At 59.5% G+C, this 17,523-nt stretch carries 18 protein-coding genes; 5 read left to right on the forward strand and 13 right to left on the reverse strand.

The window, feature by feature from the left end:
• The 4 genes from LJE93_15240 to metK all read right to left on the reverse strand — a co-directional run.
• The coding region (locus tag LJE93_15240) for a ferredoxin (GenBank protein ID MCG6950267.1) at positions 1-157 on the reverse strand (157 nt) is incomplete at its 3' end.
• An 86-nt stretch (positions 158-243) separates the two neighbouring features.
• Positions 244-1,344, reverse strand: a complete 1,101-nt coding sequence (locus tag LJE93_15245; protein MCG6950268.1) for a hypothetical protein — start codon at positions 1,342-1,344, stop codon at positions 244-246.
• Positions 1,345-1,388: 44 nt separating this feature from the next.
• Positions 1,389-2,741: a hypothetical protein gene (locus tag LJE93_15250; protein MCG6950269.1), complete on the reverse strand. Its 1,353-nt coding sequence runs from the start codon at positions 2,739-2,741 to the stop codon at positions 1,389-1,391.
• Positions 2,742-2,868: 127 nt separating this feature from the next.
• Positions 2,869-4,020 carry a methionine adenosyltransferase gene (gene metK, locus LJE93_15255; GenBank protein ID MCG6950270.1) on the reverse strand — a complete coding sequence of 384 codons (1,152 nt, stop codon included), beginning with the start codon at positions 4,018-4,020 and terminating at the stop codon, positions 2,869-2,871.
• A gap of 184 nt (positions 4,021-4,204) precedes the next feature.
• Between metK and LJE93_15260 the strand changes: the two genes are divergently transcribed.
• Positions 4,205-4,867 (forward strand): endonuclease III, encoded by a 663-nt coding sequence (locus LJE93_15260; GenBank protein ID MCG6950271.1) that lies wholly within the window; start codon positions 4,205-4,207, stop codon positions 4,865-4,867.
• A gap of 136 nt (positions 4,868-5,003) precedes the next feature.
• On the opposite strand, the gene LJE93_15265 is transcribed toward LJE93_15260, so the two are convergent.
• From LJE93_15265 to tatA, 7 genes are all read right to left on the reverse strand, one after another.
• On the reverse strand, positions 5,004-7,640 hold the full coding sequence (locus tag LJE93_15265; protein ID MCG6950272.1) for a tetratricopeptide repeat protein: 2,637 nt from the start codon (positions 7,638-7,640) through the stop codon (positions 5,004-5,006).
• 96 nt (positions 7,641-7,736) lie between these two features.
• Complete coding sequence (locus LJE93_15270; GenBank protein MCG6950273.1) at positions 7,737-8,339, reverse strand: ribonuclease HII; 603 nt, start codon at positions 8,337-8,339, stop codon at positions 7,737-7,739.
• Positions 8,340-8,459: 120 nt separating this feature from the next.
• The gene (gene rplS, locus LJE93_15275) at positions 8,460-8,810 is read right to left on the reverse strand and encodes a 50S ribosomal protein L19 (protein MCG6950274.1); all 351 of its coding nucleotides are present in this window, start codon (positions 8,808-8,810) and stop codon (positions 8,460-8,462) included.
• A gap of 224 nt (positions 8,811-9,034) precedes the next feature.
• Positions 9,035-9,679 (reverse strand): hypothetical protein, encoded by a 645-nt coding sequence (locus LJE93_15280; GenBank protein ID MCG6950275.1) that lies wholly within the window; start codon positions 9,677-9,679, stop codon positions 9,035-9,037.
• Between the two features lie 2 nt (positions 9,680-9,681).
• Complete coding sequence (locus tag LJE93_15285) at positions 9,682-10,464, reverse strand: hypothetical protein (GenBank protein ID MCG6950276.1); 783 nt, start codon at positions 10,462-10,464, stop codon at positions 9,682-9,684.
• Positions 10,451-11,233 carry a twin-arginine translocase subunit TatC gene (gene tatC / locus LJE93_15290; protein MCG6950277.1) on the reverse strand — a complete coding sequence of 261 codons (783 nt, stop codon included), beginning with the start codon at positions 11,231-11,233 and terminating at the stop codon, positions 10,451-10,453. The genes LJE93_15285 and tatC overlap by 14 nt, the downstream gene beginning before the upstream one ends.
• A complete protein-coding gene (gene tatA / locus LJE93_15295) occupies positions 11,230-11,571 on the reverse strand; it encodes a twin-arginine translocase TatA/TatE family subunit (protein MCG6950278.1) in 342 nt (113 codons plus the stop codon). Before tatA ends, tatC begins: the two co-directional genes overlap by 4 nt.
• A gap of 202 nt (positions 11,572-11,773) precedes the next feature.
• Between tatA and LJE93_15300 the strand changes: the two genes are divergently transcribed.
• Complete coding sequence (locus LJE93_15300) at positions 11,774-13,351, forward strand: S41 family peptidase (GenBank protein MCG6950279.1); 1,578 nt, start codon at positions 11,774-11,776, stop codon at positions 13,349-13,351.
• Positions 13,352-13,479: 128 nt separating this feature from the next.
• On the opposite strand, the gene dtd is transcribed toward LJE93_15300, so the two are convergent.
• Complete coding sequence (gene dtd, locus LJE93_15305) at positions 13,480-13,929, reverse strand: D-tyrosyl-tRNA(Tyr) deacylase (GenBank protein MCG6950280.1); 450 nt, start codon at positions 13,927-13,929, stop codon at positions 13,480-13,482.
• Positions 13,926-15,494 (reverse strand): murein biosynthesis integral membrane protein MurJ, encoded by a 1,569-nt coding sequence (murJ, locus tag LJE93_15310; GenBank protein MCG6950281.1) that lies wholly within the window; start codon positions 15,492-15,494, stop codon positions 13,926-13,928. Before murJ ends, dtd begins: the two co-directional genes overlap by 4 nt.
• 182 nt (positions 15,495-15,676) lie before the next feature.
• Here murJ and LJE93_15315 point away from each other — a divergent pair, with 182 nt between their 5' ends.
• The 3 genes from LJE93_15315 to LJE93_15325 all read left to right on the forward strand — a co-directional run bounded on the left by LJE93_15315 (position 15,677) and on the right by LJE93_15325 (position 17,465).
• The gene (locus tag LJE93_15315; GenBank protein MCG6950282.1) at positions 15,677-16,084 is read left to right on the forward strand and encodes a single-stranded DNA-binding protein; all 408 of its coding nucleotides are present in this window, start codon (positions 15,677-15,679) and stop codon (positions 16,082-16,084) included.
• A gap of 155 nt (positions 16,085-16,239) precedes the next feature.
• Positions 16,240-16,509: an integration host factor subunit beta gene (locus LJE93_15320; GenBank protein MCG6950283.1), complete on the forward strand. Its 270-nt coding sequence runs from the start codon at positions 16,240-16,242 to the stop codon at positions 16,507-16,509.
• A 2-nt stretch (positions 16,510-16,511) separates the two neighbouring features.
• Complete coding sequence (locus tag LJE93_15325) at positions 16,512-17,465, forward strand: site-2 protease family protein (protein ID MCG6950284.1); 954 nt, start codon at positions 16,512-16,514, stop codon at positions 17,463-17,465.
• Positions 17,466-17,523: the final 58 nt, after the last annotated feature.

The following is a 17,523-nucleotide window of genomic DNA, read 5'->3' on the forward strand; positions in this document are numbered from 1 at the left end:
TTTCGGGCTGCTTGGAGACGTAGGAGTACCCCTCGTCTTCGTTTGCCTCGAAATTATTCGGCGCTGTCGTTCGGCAGACGTCGCAATCGATGCAGTTCGAATCCACGTACCACGCTCCGGGTACGTTGTCAGCAAGCTTGTCGTCAGGGTCAGCCATCTTGCTCTCCTTTCAGGCGGGTTTCCCGCACGTCCGCGGGATGATACCACCCGCTCGATTCTTGTCAATTCGCGAGTTGAGACTTCTCACCGTGGGGGAATCTCAACAGGACGCCGGCTCACCGTCGGATACGATCCGGCGCTCGATTTCGCGTCTCCCGACGGCCACTGGCAATCGACGTTGTATGGATACGCAAACAGCGGCAGGACCGCGGTCGGATCCTGGGTCACGTTATCGATCAGAGTCCCGTAGACCGTCATTCCGACAACCGGTTCGCTGCTGCCGGAGGTCCAACGAAGGACCGAGACCTTGAGCAGGGTGTCTTCAGGGACCGATCCGAAGTCGAACAGGGAAAACACGCTGTTGTACTGGACGTGCGATGCCGGAGGCATCTCGACGATTCTCGAGATCTGGTTGCCGTCCACGTCGAGAAACGGTTCGCCGTCACCCCGGAACGGTTGCAGCAGGAGCGTGATCGAGGTCAAGGGGTCGGAGGCGTTGACGATGCCGAGGTTGAACCGCATGTCCCCGTTCTCGTAGCCGCCGGTGACAATCTGGAAATTGAAGTTACCATTCTCGCCCATCGCGGACGGATCTGCAAGGTTGTACCAGGCTACGCCAGGCAGGGTCTGGCCAAAGGTCCCGGACCGCTGGAGGTACTCACCCTCGTTGTCAGAATCCGCGACAAAGAACGTGAGCGGCGTGTAGACGCGGGTGTTCACGATGGCGTTCCTGAACACTCTCGTGCCGTCATCCTCGAGCGAGTTGGCCTCGTACGCGAAAACCACCATTGCGCCCGAGTTCGCCGTCGTCGAATCGGTTGCCCAGTGTTCTCCCACCGGATCCTGGATCACGACTGTCCCACCCGGCGGAATGCCCGCCAGCTGAGGATCGATGAAGCCGAATCCATCACTCTCTCTGCCCCCGAGCCAGGTCGACCGATCGACGAAAAAGTTGCTTCTCGAACTGAGTCCCGTCGGGATATACACGATCGCAATGTCAATACTGGCGGTCTCCTCGACGTTGGTGATGAAGAGGTCCGAACGCCAACGGATTTCTCCAAAGCCATTGATATGCGTAACCGCTGGCAGGTAGATGAGATCCGCTGCCATGAATTGCGCTGCGGCCGGCACTGCGCCGACCGAGAAAACAACAACAAGAGCTGAAAGCAGCCCTCTTCGAATCATGCAAACCTCCATGTAACGGTGGCGGAGCGCATCACATCGCCCGTTCACCCGCTGATTCTGCCAGCTTCGTGGTCGATCGGCAAGGTGACCCGTGCCTCGAACCCGTGAGGTTGGAGGTTGACGAGGTCGATCCTGCCCCCCTGCGCTTCGATGAACCTTTCGGCAATCGCCAGCCCGAGACCGCTGCCACCTCGACGCCTCGTGTAGAACGCCCTTCGCACATTCTCCATCTCTTCTGCGGGAATTCCGTCGCCCCGATCCCTTATGACGAGGGCCATGGTGTCGGCGGATCGATCGGCATCGATCTCGACAACTCTTCTGTCCGCCGGCAAAGACCTGACCGCCTGAACGGCATTCAAGACGAGGTTGAGTAGCACCTGCCGCAGCTGCCCCTTGTCGGTCAATACAGTCGTGTCCGGTAAACCAGGAGAGACTCGAAGGTGGACACCCGCGTTGTGGGCCTCGGCGGTGAGAAATTCGCCAACATCGGCGAGCATCGTGTCCACCCGCACCGGACCGAGCTCGGGATGGTTCGGGCGCGCATAGGTCAGAAAATCGCTCACCAGGTTCGCGAGCCTCCCGACTTCAGCGCGGGTGTTCGCGAGCGAATCGCGCGCCGCCTCACTGTCGTCAGGCAGGTCCTCGTCGAGCAACTCCAGGTTGAGATTGATGGAGTTGAGTGGGTTGCGAATCTCGTGTGCGAGATTGGCGGCCAACGCCCCCAGTGCCGCCATCTCCTCGGCCTCGAATCTTTGCGCCTCGAGGCGCCTCGTTCTCTGAATGAGGTACCACACGAACGCGAAGGCGAACATCAAGGTGCCAAGGGTCAACGCAGCGATGCGAACCGTCTGTCCGAGGAGATCACCGCGAAGATCGGCCACCCGTTCGGCCACCTCCGACCGATCGACGTTGAGAACCACTGCTCCGACCTCGCCGAGCGGAACGGTAATGCGATAGGGATTTTCCGTTTCGATCACATTCTCATCCGACAACGTTCCCTGAATCTGGAGATCGCTGGCGAGTGCTTCGGGGATCTCTTCTGTTGACTGGCTGCGAGACGAGAATACGACCTTTCCCTCGACGTCAGTAACCTCGATTGACTTCCAGATGCGTCGTTCCGGATCTCCCTCCAAGGTCCGCGTGAGGATTTCTCTGCGGGTCTCCACGACGTCGAGAGTTTCGGCTTCCGCCCTGCCGAGCTCCGCTGCGATCCGCTCTGCTTCTTCACGCCCTCCCGCCAGCACGTCTTCCAGATACCGGCGCGAGAGTGAGCCGGCAATCAAATGACCGAAAAGAAAAATGATGCCGATCATGAGGCACAGAAAGATTCCGGCCGCGACCACGTATTGTCGTCGAAGCGGTGTTCGTGTGCCGAAAATGCGTCTTGCGTTGGTCAAACTGGCCTGTCCTTCGCGCCGACCTCGCCCATTCTCCGGTATCGAGCGCCTGAATCCAATCAGGGGTGACGGCTTACGGATGGCCACGCAAGGTGCATGCCACCCGCCGGCTCACCGAGATAGAACGTCAGCTGCCGCACGCGGTTCGGAGATCGCCGGTCCTATCCGTCCGCTCCCAGGTGAACTCGGGTTCTTCTCGGCCGAAATGACCGAAGGCCGCTGTCTTTTTGTAGATTGGACGGAGGAGATCGAGATACTCGATGATTCCCAGCGGTGACAAGGGGAAAACGTCGCGCACGGCGGCGGTGACCCGTTCATCGGGAACCTCGCCGGTGCCAAAGGTGTCGACCAGCACTGAAACCGGCTCGACCACTCCGATGGCATAGGCGAGTTGCACCTCGGCGCGGCGAGCGAGCCCCGACGCTACAATGTTTTTTGCCACGTGACGAGCCATGTACGAGGCGGATCGATCCACCTTTGACGGATCCTTTCCCGAGAACGCGCCTCCGCCGTGCGAACCCACACCGCCATATGTATCGACGATGATTTTCCGACCGGTCAGCCCGCAGTCGCCCTGGGGCCCACCGATGACAAAACGCCCGGTCGGGTTGATGTGAATCTTCGTGTTCGCATCGAGGAGCTCGCCCGGGACGGTTGCTTCGATGATCTGCTCCCTGACCTCGGTTCGCAGCGTCTCGGTATCGATCTCTTCCGAATGTTGACAGGACACGACAACTGCCTCGACACGCCTCGGTCGGTCGCCCTCATACTCTATCGAGACCTGTGATTTCCCATCCGGTCGCAGCCAATCCAGCTCGCCACGTCGGCGCGCGGTGCTGAGACATTTCGTGAGCTGATGCGCCATCATCAGCGGCATCGGCATCAGCTCGGGAGTCTCGTCGGTCGCATATCCGAACATCAGACCCTGATCGCCGGCTCCGCCCGGATTCACGCCTTGCGCGATATCCGGTGACTGCGGATCTATCGAGGAGATCACCGCACAGGTTTCGTAATCAAAGCCGAACTTTGCCCGCGTGTATCCGATCTCCTTGATCGTGTCGCGCACGATCGCCGGGAAGTCAACGTAGCACGAAGTCGTGATCTCACCGGCCAAAAACGCGAGGCCCGTTGTCACTAACGTCTCGCACGCCACTCGACCGCTCCGGTCTTCGGCGAGCACTGCGTCAAGAATCGAGTCTGAAATCTGGTCGGCGATTTTGTCAGGATGACCCTCGGTGACTGATTCCGAGGTAAAGACATGTGTTCCGTTGGGTGCCATCGATCCTCCTCTGTGGTCTCACCCGTCCGATCCCCGCAGTCGGTGTCGAGGGGTCGGAAGTGAGCAGCAGAACAGACACGGTATCACTGTGTTTTCCGCCGGGTCAATTTTCCCTGAACTCAACACCCCTGCGTCAACTCCTTTTCCGGTTGACGCGGTGCCCGCGACCGCTGATGATCTTCGAATGTCCGGCGTAACCGTCGACCAGATCCGCAAGATTGCCCGAAGGCTCGAGGAGTTTCGCAGCTCATGTCGCGTGACGACGCTTGCCGAGGAGGAGAAATCACGGTCGCCTTTCAGACTCCTGGTCGCATGCGTCATTTCGCTGCGAACCAAGGACGAGGTGACAGCCGAGGCCAGCAAGCGGCTATTCGACCTCGCGCCCACGGCCGATCGGCTTGCAGCCCTCGACCCGGAATGCATCGCGAAGGCAATCTATCCCGCCGGCTTCTACAACACCAAAGCCAGGCAACTTCAGCAAATCGCCACCACTCTCCGCGACCAGTTTGGCGGTGAGGTACCTGCTGACGAGAACGCGCTCCTCGGCCTTCCTGGCGTCGGTCGAAAAACCGCCAATCTGGTGCTCGGGCTTGGCTTCAGCATTCCGGCAATCTGCGTTGATACCCACGTCCACCGCGTTTCCAACCGGTTGGGATTGGTCGCCACCGAGACGCCCGAGCAGACGGAGAAGGCCCTCAACGAAGTACTCCCGATCGAACTCTGGATCCCGATTAACGATCTCATGGTGACATTCGGGCAGAACTGCTGCCACCCGACCTCACCACGGTGCAGCGAATGTCCGCTCGACGACCTCTGTCCTCGGATCGGCGTCACACGTCACCGATGAAGTTTTGAGTTTTGAGTTTTGAGTTTTGAGTTTTGAGTTTCGAGATCCAATCCGCGCTGAAGGCTTGGCTGGACAGATGGGCGAATGACGCAAAATCCGAAATCCCAAATCCGAAATGCGGGGGTGGGCGGGCGCGCTAATTCGCCTGTCGCTGCTGGCTGAGATCGGCAAGCCGATCGGCCACTTCACGATATGAGGGTTCCCAGGCTGCGATCTCCTCGAAAAGGGAGACCGCTTGTTCGAGATCGCCAGCCGACTGATAGGCGCCCGCGAGATCGTACCGGAGGGCCATCCTCGCCTCCTCGGGGATATCTGGCGCCACGAGGGCCTTTTGATACCACTCGGCAGCTTCCGACCACATGCCCTGTTCCTGGTAACAGACACCTATGTTCGAGCAGCTTTCGACAAAGTAGTCGTTATCGCGTGAAGCGACCTGAAACTCGCGAATCGCCTCCGGCAGGAGTCCCATTTCACGGTACGCAATACCAAGATTGAAATGCGTGTCCGCGTCTTCCTCTGAAAGCTGTTCTTCGACTCCCTTTTGGAACTCGCGAAACACCTCTTCGAGAATCGCTTCTCCCTTGCCCCGGCCCGTCGCCTCTTCGACCATCGCCTCCTCGGCCGCCAGCTCCGCCTCGAGTTCCTTAGCGAGATCGATGTACTCCTCTTCATCTGCGAAGAGCTCCTCAGAGCCTTCCTCGACTGCCTCGACCTGCTCGAGCAGCACCCCGACCTCTTTCAATTTGCGCCGTCGCTCGGCAACTTCCGGGTCGTCGCCGTGCTGCTCCTCGAGATTGGCCAGCATTCTCGCTGCATCCTCGAAAAGCTCTTGATCGATGAAGAAATCGATCTGCTCCAGATCGCCCGTCGACGGTCCAGCAAAAGAGTCGCTGATTTCAACCAGTTCGTCGGCGACCTCTTCCACGACCGGCGGAGTTGGAAGCTCAGGTGCCGGTTCAGGTTCGGGCTCAAGCTCGGCGGGTTCTGCCTTGCGTTCGATCTCCGTAGCGCCGTCAAATACGTGGACTCCTGAGTCATAGTCGACCTCGAACTCTTCCAGCTCCGGAGGCTCTTCGTCGTCGACCACCTCTGCAGCCATCTCCCCGTCGACGTCCACAACCTCGATGAGATCACTTTCCTCATCGGTGAACCCTGCCTGCGCGACTGCTTCCCCGGTTTCGGCGGACGCATCCGCGAGTTCCGGTATGGCAGTCATCAAATCGCTCAATCCCTCCAACGATTTGCTCGACCGGTGGTGCTCGACGATCGGCGTCGCCATTGCGACTGCCTCTTCTCGGTCGCCGCGTTCCGCATACAGCAGCGCGAGTTGTTTCCGCGGTTCCAGCTCTTCGGGGAAGAACAGGACGACGTCTTCGAGATGGCTGATAGCCTTTTCCGTCAATCCATATTTGGCAAACACCAACGCCTCGGCCAAGCGTTCCTCGAAATCGAAGCTTTCGGGAGCCGGCGCAGGCTCCGAGGCCGATTTCTCGATTGGCTCGGGATATTGCTCCTCGATTTCGATTTCGACGTCATCCTCGATCTCGATGACGATCTCTTCCTCGTCATAATCGATTGTCTGCTGATCTTCGGCCTCGCCGACATCGACGCCGTCGAGCTCCGCCAGACGCTGACGGAACTGCTTGTTTTCGGGATCGGTCTCGAGGAGCTTGATATAGAGGCGTTTGGCGCCCTCCGCCTCACCGGACGTGAAATAACTCTCCGCCAACGCCGCCTCGATCGTGAACAGAGTTTCACTCTCGCCGGAAGGCCTGTACGCGCGCACCCCGAGCCTCAGCACTTCCTGATCTTCGGGGAACTCTTTCAGCAGGTTTTCGAGCGCGGCCTGGGCCCCCACGTGATCACCACGTTCCAGCAACTCTGAAACCGCAGGAACGAGCAGGTCGCGAGCGTCCGACGTTTCACCGGCCGAAAGCAGCGCTCCACCAACGAGGCTCCGCACCTCGGCGTTGTCCGGATCCGCCTCGAGGATCTTGCGAGCGGATTCGAGAGCCGCCTGTGACTCGCCGTGAGCGAGTTGGGTGCGAACCAGAAGCGTCTGGAGTTCGACGTTTTCCGGGGATCGTTCGGCTCCGAACTCGAGGAATTCTCGAGCTACCGCCTGCCTCCCGGACTCGAGAAACACCTTACACACCGGAAGCAGGAACCCTCCCTCTGGGGGATCCTGTTCAAGAACATGCCGGTACAGCCGTTCTGCCTGGTCGAGCTTGCCAGCGTCCAGGAGCACCTTCCCGAGCTTCTCGTAGACCTTGAGAGCCGATTTGGCTTGGCCCTGTTTAAGCAGGAGATCGGCAAGCCTGAGTGCCGACACATGGTTCGAGGGATCAAGATCAACCAGCTTCTCGTGCGCCTCGACGGCCTTGTCCAACTGGTCGTGCTTGACGTACCAGTCGGCCAGGATCTGGTATTCCCTCTTCGCCTCGATGACGAGCCCCTGCTCGAAATAGAGCTCCGCGAGCCGTTCGAAAATGTCGAGGCGCTGCGGATCCAAACGCTGGATCTTCTTGAGAATGGCAATCGCCTTGGTGGTGAATCCGTCGCGGGTGAAATGGCCCGCTATCTCTTCGTAGAGCTCGACCGCTTTCTGAAGTTCGCCAGCGCGACCGTACAGATCGCCAACGCGATTGATGATGGTCGTATCCTCGGGGTACTTCTTGAGTATCTTCTGGTACTCGCGAATTGCCTGCTCGAACTTACCCTTTTGAACGAGCTTTTCGGCGTCCTTGAGGACTTTGTCCCGCTTCAAGGCCATCTACAGAAAACTCCCCGATCCGGACGTATCATTGGGTCGCATACAGCGACGCAATCCCCGTGAACAATCCGGACTAACGTGTCCTAATCCCAGACTTTATGGTAACACAGGAGACCAACTGAAGCTCCGCCGATGCAGTGAGCCAGGCCCGTGCACCTGCAACGCGCGGCGGTGGGCCGCGGTCCCATATCCCTTGTTTTCCTCCCAATGCCAACGGGGGTCTTTCCGGCCCAAATTGACCATCAAATGGTCACGATGGACCTTGGCCAGGATCGAGGAGGCCGCGACACAGAAGTAATCGCGATCCGCCTTTTTCTTCGCCAGAACCTTGCAGTCGAGATCGCCGGGATGAACGTGATCAGTGACCACCACCGATTTCTCGTCAATGAGCGTACGAGCGGCTGCCGCCATTGCCAGCCGTGTTGCTTCGAGGATGTTGATTCGATCGATGACTTCGGGCCACACCTCGCAAACAACCCAACGCGCACCGCAGTCTCGCAATCGTTGGGCGGCCCGCTCGCGCTGGCGCTTCGTCATCACCTTCGAATCACGAACCTCATCATCCTCGGGAACGTGAACGAAAGCGGCCGCACACACAACCACCGGACCTGCGAGGGCCCCCCTCCCGACTTCGTCGATGCCTATGATCGACCCCGCACGTCGGAGCAGCTCGCGGTCTTTTGAACCCAGGCAACTCATTCTCGGGTCGGGAGTTAACCCGGACTATTCATGGTGTCTCGTGACGATTTCGGCGAGGTGTCGCACCCGGTGGGGTGCATCATTGACCGCAGTCGAGGCGTCATGAATATTCCGGGATCATCAGCGGTTGCGATCGCGCTCCCTGATGCGGGCAGCCTTGCCGCGCAAATTCCGAATGTAGTAAAGCTTCGCACGGCGGACGCGCCCGCGCCGAGACACCTCGATCTTCGCGATCGAGGGTGTGTGAAGGGGAAATGTCCGTTCGACGCCGATTCCGGATGAGATCTTGCGCACCGTGAACGTCTCGGAGACACCACCATGCTTGCGCGAGATCACGAGGCCTTCGAAAACCTGAATGCGTTCCTTCTCACCCTCTTTGAGGCGCACGTGGACCTTGACGTTGTCGCCAGGACGGAAATCTGGAATGTCACTCTTCAGGTACTCCTGCGTTACTTCGCGGATGAGGTCCATTGTTCTTTGCCTCCCAGGGGATCAGGAACCGACGGGACCGGCTCCCGGGGCGGGGAGTATACATGCCTTCCCCTGAATCGACAAGCGTTTACGAGAATCGTCCCCTGCGATCCCGCTCCCAATCCTGATCCCGCTCCTGAATCGATTTCTGCAGCTTTCTTTCGATTCAGCTTCTGAGCGTCAGCAAACGTCAGAGGATCATCTGCATCATCCGACCTTGGCAGTCATTCGTCGGGATCGGGATCGGGTTCGGGATCGGGCGACACACGACCCGAATGTACCGGCAGGCCATCGTTTTCCTTTTCTTCCTCGCCCCATCCGGAGGGTGCAGGAATTCCGTAGGCCACGACCTGATCGCCCGTCGGCACGAGTACGACCCTGCCATGGGCATCGAGAACCTGGTTGGAGGGCCACGGTTCTCCACCGTCGACCTCGTACGACCTGAAGCCGAACGGTACCTCCGCGCCGTCAGGCGCTAGCCAGTCGGGCACCACCAGATCCCAACGCTCCTCATCTTCGGGCACCGCTCGGAATTCGAGCTCGACCATCGCATGTGCCCCCAGCTCCTGACGTTGCGCCACGAGTTCTTCGGCTTCGGCCATCAGATCTTCCAGCACCTGTTCGGTAAACGCCTGAACCATTTCGCGGTCGTCAGTGCCCGTGATTTCGGCCGAGAGCAGGAGCTGGTAGGTCTCTTCCTGGAGTTCATCGCCAGCCAGAAAATCGAAGGCGAGCTCGGTTCCATCCTCGATTGCTTCGACGTCGAACGACGACCCGTGCACAAGGTCTCGCACGACCAGAGCGAGCAAGATGTCGTTCGCATTCGCGGCCGGAAATCCGATCTCCCAACCTGTCTCCCAAGTCTCCATCTTCAATCCTCCTTGATCGTGGCCTCCACATCTGCCTCGCCGCCCTCATGCATGTATTGCCTCACAGCCGCCCAATACAACTGACGCCGCACCAGGAGCTGGTCCCGCCCAAAGACGGACAACGCCTGGCGGACCTTTTCCCGCCTCGCCTCGATCTCGCGCCGACAGCGCTCTACTGGTGCCGGGAAGTCGGCCAACCGGGCGAGGCGATTGAGTTCACGTTTCTGCAGCTCATACAGCGGCCGACAAACGGTGACGGCGCCATCGAAGTATGACCGGACTGGCGGAATTGCTTCCGCTTTTCCCGTATACATCAGGCTCAACATCCATGTCTCGACGACGTCGTCTGCATGATGTCCAAGAGCGACAAAACCGAATCCCCGGACGTCCGCTGCCTCCAGGAGAGTTCGCCGCCTCGCCCGAGCACACGCGAAACAGTCGAGTGGCAACCTCTCCGCCCGGTCAAGACGGGCCTCGATCTCGATCAGCTCGAAGCCCTGCGATCTCAACCAGTCAACCGTCTCTGCAGGGAGACCACGCGTCGCGCCGTCAGCATCCAGGCGCACATGAACAGCCGCAACCTCCAAGGGCCGCTGCAGACGCCGGTTATGTTTGCCAACCAGATACGCCATCGCGAGACTGTCATTGCCACCTGAAACCGCTAGCAACATGCGCTCGCCCTGCGGCAGAACCGGCCACCGCCGGGCGGTTCTACGAAGCTTGCCCAAAATTCGGCCCAGGCAGCGGTCGAGCTGCCGGAGCGCCGAGGCTTCAATCGTCGGCATCCCGCTTTTTGCCGAAGATCGCTGCGACCACCACTCCAAGGAGGTACAACAGAATCATCGGTACAGCGAAAACCGTCTGGGTCGCTACGTCCGGGGTCGGGGTAATGATTGCCGCCACGACAAAGATCAGGAGAACCGCCCATCTGAACCATCGAAGCAACTGGCCGGCGCTGACGATGCCCATTCGAGCAAGGAAAAAAATCAGCATCGGCATTTCGAACACCAGCCCGAGCCCGAGCAGGATCTTCGACATCATCGAGAAATAGGCGTTGATCGTGACGACCTGTTTGAATCCTTCTCCGACACCGAGAAGGAATTTCACCACCATCGGAAACGCGACCAGATAACCAAAATACCCGCCGGCGACAAAAAAGAGTGTTGTGAAGACGATGAACGGGACGAAGAGGCGCCGCTCACGCCTGTAAAGACCCGGCTTCAGGAACTGCCAGACCTGGAACAACAAGACCGGTGAGGCGATGAAAATCGCCGTCAACAGGGCCACTTTGATGTACAGCATGAACGGACTGGGGAGATCCGTGAAGGCGAGTTGCTCCCCAGCCGGAACCGCTTCCAGAAAAGGTTTCTCGAGCCAGTGGAAAATCTTCGGCGCGAAATACCAGCTTCCGAGAAACGCGACGAGGATCGCGATGATACTGAAGAGAATTCGGCGGCGAAGCTCGTCGAGATGATCGAGCAATGTCATCCGCGGGAGCTCTTCTTCGTGCTCCTCTCCCTCGTTCTCAAACACTTCGGGCTCTGCCGAGCTCACTGTTTTCCGGTCTCCTCTGCGTCCGTTCTGCCGGAATCCGGTGGGGTCTCGAGCATCTTCTTGACGGTGCTTTCGATCGGCTTCTCGACCGTATCCTTGATGTTCTTGAGCTCCCTACCGACGTCTCGGATGCCTCTGAGGTCCTTTTCCACATCTCGGAGTTCGTCCGCCGCGACCTCATCCTCGATGGTTCGCTTGAACTCATTCGAGGCACGTCGGAATTCGCCCATCGCCCGGCCGATCGAACGACCTATCTGCGGCATCTTCCGCGGCCCGAAGAGCAGCAGGGCGACGACAAAAATCAGGATCAGCTCGGGCATACCGAGGGTTCCGAACACGAATCCTCCCGCGGTAAGTATACCGAGAATCGAATGAGGAATTCGAAATTAGGAATTCAGAATTCGCACCCACCCCCGAGGAAGACCTGACGGCATGGTCTCACGAGGGAAACAGCAGAACGGAAGTTTTCGTAATAGGAAGCGGGTTACACTTGATTACACGGCTGTCATCCGCCGGCCGGGTCATTCAACAGGGAGATCGATGCCACAGAGAGAAAGCCGAATCCGTCCGATGATCATAGCCCTGGTCATCCTGCTCACAGGTGCGACGGCCGGGGCCCTATTCGGTGAGCGTTCAGTGCCCGAAGAGGAAACCGAGCTGATGATCCGCGCCTCGCGGGTCGTCAACCTCCTTCTGGAGTGGCTGCCGGAGGATCCCGACCCGGCCGATATCGTGTACGACGGCATCAGCGGCATGCTCGAAGTGCTCGACCCGCACTCGAACTACCTCGATCCGAGAACATTCGACAAAATGCGCTCGCGCCAGGAGGGTTCCTTCTTCGGCGTCGGTATCATCATCTCTCGCCGAAACGGAAAGGTCACCGTCATCGCACCCATGGCGGGCACACCGGCCGCGGCCGTTGGCCTCCGAGCCGGCGATGTCATTTCGGCGGTCGGAGACAGAAAAACCGAGGACATGAGCCTGGATGACGTGGTCGAGCTGGTTCGCGGGCCCGAAGGCACATCCGTGGAGTTGACCATCACGCGCCCGGGCCTCGGTGATGATTTCACGGTCGAAATCACCCGCACTCGGATTCCACAGAACACCGTCCGGTATGCCTTCCTTGCCCGCCCTGAGATCGGATACATCAGATTGTCCGAGTTCACATCCTCGAGCGAGAGGGAGGTGCGTGAAGCCATCGCCCGTCTCGACGCCGAGGGGATGCGATACCTGATCCTGGATCTTCGCAACAACCCGGGCGGTTCCCTCGATGCCGCAATCGGAGTTTCGGATGCTTTCCTGTCCAAGGACGATCTCATCGTCACAACGCGAGGTCGAACACCATCCAGCCGTTCGACACTTACCGCACCCGGCCGAGGAGAGATATTCAAAGGCCCGGTTCTCGTTCTCGTGAACGAGGGCTCGGCTTCTGCATCCGAGATCGTCGCAGGAGCGGTCCAGGACCATGACCGGGGACTGGTCCTGGGCGAGACGACCTGGGGAAAGGGCCTCGTTCAAACCGTCTTCACCGTGCGCGACAGCGGGCTCGCGCTGACCACCGCCCGTTACTACACCCCGTCGGGTCGCTCCATCCAGCGAGACTACGCCTCCTACATCGACTACATCACTCATCGCAACGGAAACAACGGCAACGACATCCACGAAACGGATGCCGGCCGGACGGTCCTCGGTGGTGGTGGCATAACGCCAGATGTCATCCTGGAGGCGAGAACACTTTCAGAGAACCTGGCTCGCCTGTACGGGAACTCGGCGTTCTTCCGATACGCGATCGAGCTGCTCAAGGATGTGCCGGAAGAGGATCAGCCGGAAATGGGCCGGGCATTCGTGGCGGATGACGAGACTGTCGACCACTTCCTCGAATGGGTCGCTGAGGAGGAGATCCTGCCCGCCGAAAACATCGATCAGATCCGAAATTCCCCACAGGACCGGACCGACATCGGCCTTGCGATCACCGTCGAACTCAAGAACTCGACCCTCGGCCTGGAGGAAGGCTACAAGGTCGCATTGAACGCCGACGAACAGTTCATCGCAGCCCTCGATCACCTCGATGAGGCGATGGACTTCTGGGTCAGTTGGCAGCAATCAAACCTCGACTAGCGTCGAGGTTTGATTGCTGAATTCGGCATTCGGAATTTTCACCCCTCCTTCCCTGACCCGGAAAGCCCTGGCTAGGTGGGCGACACTCCTAATTCCTCATTCCTAATTCCTCATTCCTAATTCCTCATTCACCGCTCAGGCGGATCCTCCCATATAAGGGTGACCGGTCCGTCGTTGATCAGCTCGACATCCATGAGTGCGCCGAAAACCCCGGTCTCGACACGTACACCCTCAGCCCTCAGAAGCTCGACGAAGCGGTCGAAGAGGGGTTGCGCGGCCTCTCCGGGAAGGGCCTTGTCGAAGCTCGGTCGACGGCCCTTCCGGATCGACCCGGCGAGGGTGAACTGGGACACCGCGAGGACCGCTCCATCGACTTCACCCAGCCCTCGGTTCATCCTGCCTTCGGCATCGGCGAATACCCGCAGGGTCGCCACCCGTCGTGCCGCACGTTCCAGCTGTCGCTCGCCGTCCCCCCGCTCCAACCCGACCAACACGACCAGGCCGGCTGCTATCCGTCCGGTGGTCCTCTCATCCACCTTCACCTCGGCGCGGGACACCCGTTGGATCACCATTTTCATGTTGGCTCTCCACCTTTGAAGGCCGACACCAAAAGTGCCAGCTCACGTCCGCCGAGCAGCGCCACGATTCCGACGTACAGGGCGGCTGCCGGGACGAGCACAGCGGCCAACCGAAACGCTCCATCGAGCGAGGTATGTTCGATCGTCGCCAGCCAGGGGCTCGCGTAATACAAACCGCCAGCCACGACGGCTGTCGCAACCAGCTGTCGACCCACCCCCGCCACCGCCTTCGCAGGTTGCGCGGCGCTCAAGCCGTACCTCTTTGCGTACAGAATGGTCAGGAACACGGCGAAACAGGCCATAGCGACGGTATTCGCCAGGCCGAGGCCCACGGTGGCCCACGGCCCGACGAGGATGGCGCACGCCACGGTGAAGATGATAAGCGCGACAAGGCTTCCCCACATGGGCGTGCGCGTGTTCTTCTGGGCGAAGAATGCAGTCGCCATGACCTTCACGTGGCCGGTGCCGACGAGGGAAAAGGCGTATGCCGCTAATGTCGCGCCGGTAATCGACACATCGACCGCGTCGAACCTCCCTCCACCGAAGAGCAGCCCGATCAGGGGACGCGAGAGCACGGCCATCACCGCAGCGGCCGGTAGGGTCACGTACGACACCAGGGTTACGGTTCCAAGAAGGGTCCTCGGGGCCCGTTCGGGATCCGATCGAAGCTCGCGAGACAACAGGGGAAGCAGCACGGTTGTCAGCTGCACCACAACCGCACCGAATACGAGCTCGGTAACCCGGTACGCACCATAGGTGTAGCTCACGCCCGAGTCGATGAAGCTCGCAAAACGATTCGAGACCAACTGGTTGATCTGATTGATGCCGAGGACCGGAATGCCGGGCAGCATCAACAAGAGGACCGCTTTGACCTGCGGGCTCGAGATCCCGTTCCACAAAGGACGCAACGTGAATCCGAGTCGTCGAACCGCCGGAGCCTGGACTGCAAACTGGAACAACCCGCCGACCAGCACAGCAATCGACAACACCGGTGCCGGGTTTTCGAAATGCGGCAGGATGAACCATGCGGTTCCCGCAATGGTCAGGTTGTAAAACATCGGCGTTGAGGCGGCCAGGAGAAATTTTTCGTGACTGTTGAGGACGGCCTGGAGGAGGGCCGCGAGTGAAATGAGCAGCAAATAGGGAAACATGATTCGATTCATCAGGACGGTTGTCTCGAGCTTGCCCGAGGTCGCAGAGAAACCTTCCGCGTAGAGCCTCACCAACCACGGCGAGACAAATATCCCGACTGCCACCACCAATCCGACAACCAACAGCAGGACCGCGAGCAGCCCGCGAAACAGTTCCACCGCTTCCCGGCGATCTCCTTCTCGGCCCGTCAGTTGCGAGAGCGTTGGCACGAATGCGGCGTGCAGGGTCCCCTCCGCAAACAGACCCCGGAACGCGTTCGGTATGCGGTTGGCCGTCCGATACATGTCGTAGAGGTGGCCCGCACCAATCACTGAAAACAGAGCCTTGTCCCTGAGGTAACCGCTGACCCTGCAGAAGAGTGTCACCACCGCCATCCGTGCTGCGTGGTGGACAACGCGTTCTTCCTGACTCACGCCATTCACGTTACCACCGACAATGCTCTTCGAGATGGCGATAGTGGGGCAAAGCTCGGGCGTCCATTGCGGCCGGTCGAATTCGGAATTCGGAGTTCGAAATTCAGAATTCGGCAGCCTAGCACCGCGCATAGCGCTATGCTAGGCTGCCGTTGTCCCATCCACGCAGGGAGGAGACAATCATGGGTATCAACAAGGTCATCCTGGTAGGAAACGTGGGCCGAGATGTCGAGTTTCGCTCCACTCAAAGTGGCCAGAACCTGGCGAAATTCTCGCTCGCGACGACCGACCGCCGATTCAAGGACGAGAATGGCAATCCCCGGACCGAATGGCACAACATCGTCGCCTGGGGCAAGCTGGCAGAAATTTGCGATCGCTACGTCACGAAAGGGAAACAGCTTTATATCGAGGGGCAGATTCGCACTCGCACCTACGAGCAGGACGGCCAGAGGAAGTACTTCACTGAGATCCACATGGAGCAGATGGAGATGCTGGGCGGACGATCAGGTGCCGGCGACAGCGCTCCCCGCGAGGATTACGGAGCCGTCGCGCAAAGCTTCCCGGACGACGCGGACGACGTTCCGTTCTAGATCAGTGAATGCTCGGCTCGAACTCCCGCGGTGACCGCGGGAGTTTTTTTCGATGAATCGACACCGGAATTCTTCTGATGGCGCGAGCTAACCCTTGACAATGATTGAGCTTCCCGGTAAAACTCAAGTCCCCGTGCCTGGGGAAGGAGGACTGGATGATCAAATCGGACCTGGTTGAGCGTGTCATGCAGGCCACCGATCTTCCGAAACCAAAAGCTACCGAGGCAGTGAACGCTCTCTTCGAAGGCATGAAGAGCGCTCTCCTTCGCGGTGATCGCATCGAGTTGCGCGGATTCGGTGTGTTCCAGGTCAAAGACCGGAAACGAGGAATCGGACGCAATCCGAAAACCGGCCGTGAAGTCGAGATTCCACCCGGCAAGACCATCCGATTCAAGCCGGGCAAGGCGTTGCGCGATATGAGCTGAGCGTGGAAACACCCGTTTCTCGAGAACCCATCAGCCCCGGCGGCGCGGCCGCCGGGGATTTTCTTTCGCCCCAGACGCCGTACCGCCCACGGTGGTGGCTCCACATTTTTCTCTTCCTTGCCACCTTTGCCAGCACCACAATGGTTGGCGGACTTGTCTGGGGAAGCCTTCCGGCGGAGATGGCCCGTCTCGGACTCCTTCAGCTCATGACTGATCCAAGGGTCTACGTCGCCGGTCTCAAGTTTTCGATCCCGCTTCTGACCATCCTGTGGTGTCATGAGCTCGGGCACTACCTGGCTGCCCGTCGGCACGGACTGACGGCTACACCGCCATTTTTCATACCGTTCCCGCTACCGGTCCTCGGCATCGGCACGCTGGGAGCGGTGATCCGTATCAAGGACCCGATCCGCAACAAGAAACAGCTTCTCGATGTGGGCGCGGCCGGTCCGATTGCGGGATTCGTGGCCCTGCTCCCCTTTCTCGCTTACGGCATCGCGGCCTCCGAAGTTGGGAGAGCACCTACCGACGGCTCTTATCTCGAGTTCGGCGAGCCACTCATCTACCAGCTCCTCGAGTTCATTTTCAGGCCCGGATTGAGCGACGACATGACGCTGTGGCTCCACCCGACCGGCGTGGCTGCCTGGTTCGGGATTCTGGTAACCCTTCTCAACCTGCTTCCCTTTGCCCAGCTCGACGGGGGTCACATCGGATATGCCCTTCTCGGCCGCTGGCATCGGCGCCTCGTCTGGCCGGTGCTCGGGATTTTCGCGGGACTCGGCTTCGTGTGGCCGGGTTGGTGGTTGTGGGTAGTCATCGCCCTCATCATGCGGCCTCAGCACCCCAGACTCTGGGACGAGGAACGGCCACTCGAGCGCTGGCGCCAGATCGCCGGATGGACCGCGGTCCTCATCTTCGTACTCAGCTTCGTGGTCGAACCGATCAGAATCGTTTTTTGAATTCTCAATTCTGAATTTTCAATTTTGAATTCCTACGCACCCTCGGGAGAACGGGAGG

This window comes from Acidobacteriota bacterium, assembly GCA_022340665.1.
Taxonomy (GTDB): domain Bacteria; phylum Acidobacteriota; class Thermoanaerobaculia; order Thermoanaerobaculales; family Sulfomarinibacteraceae; genus Sulfomarinibacter.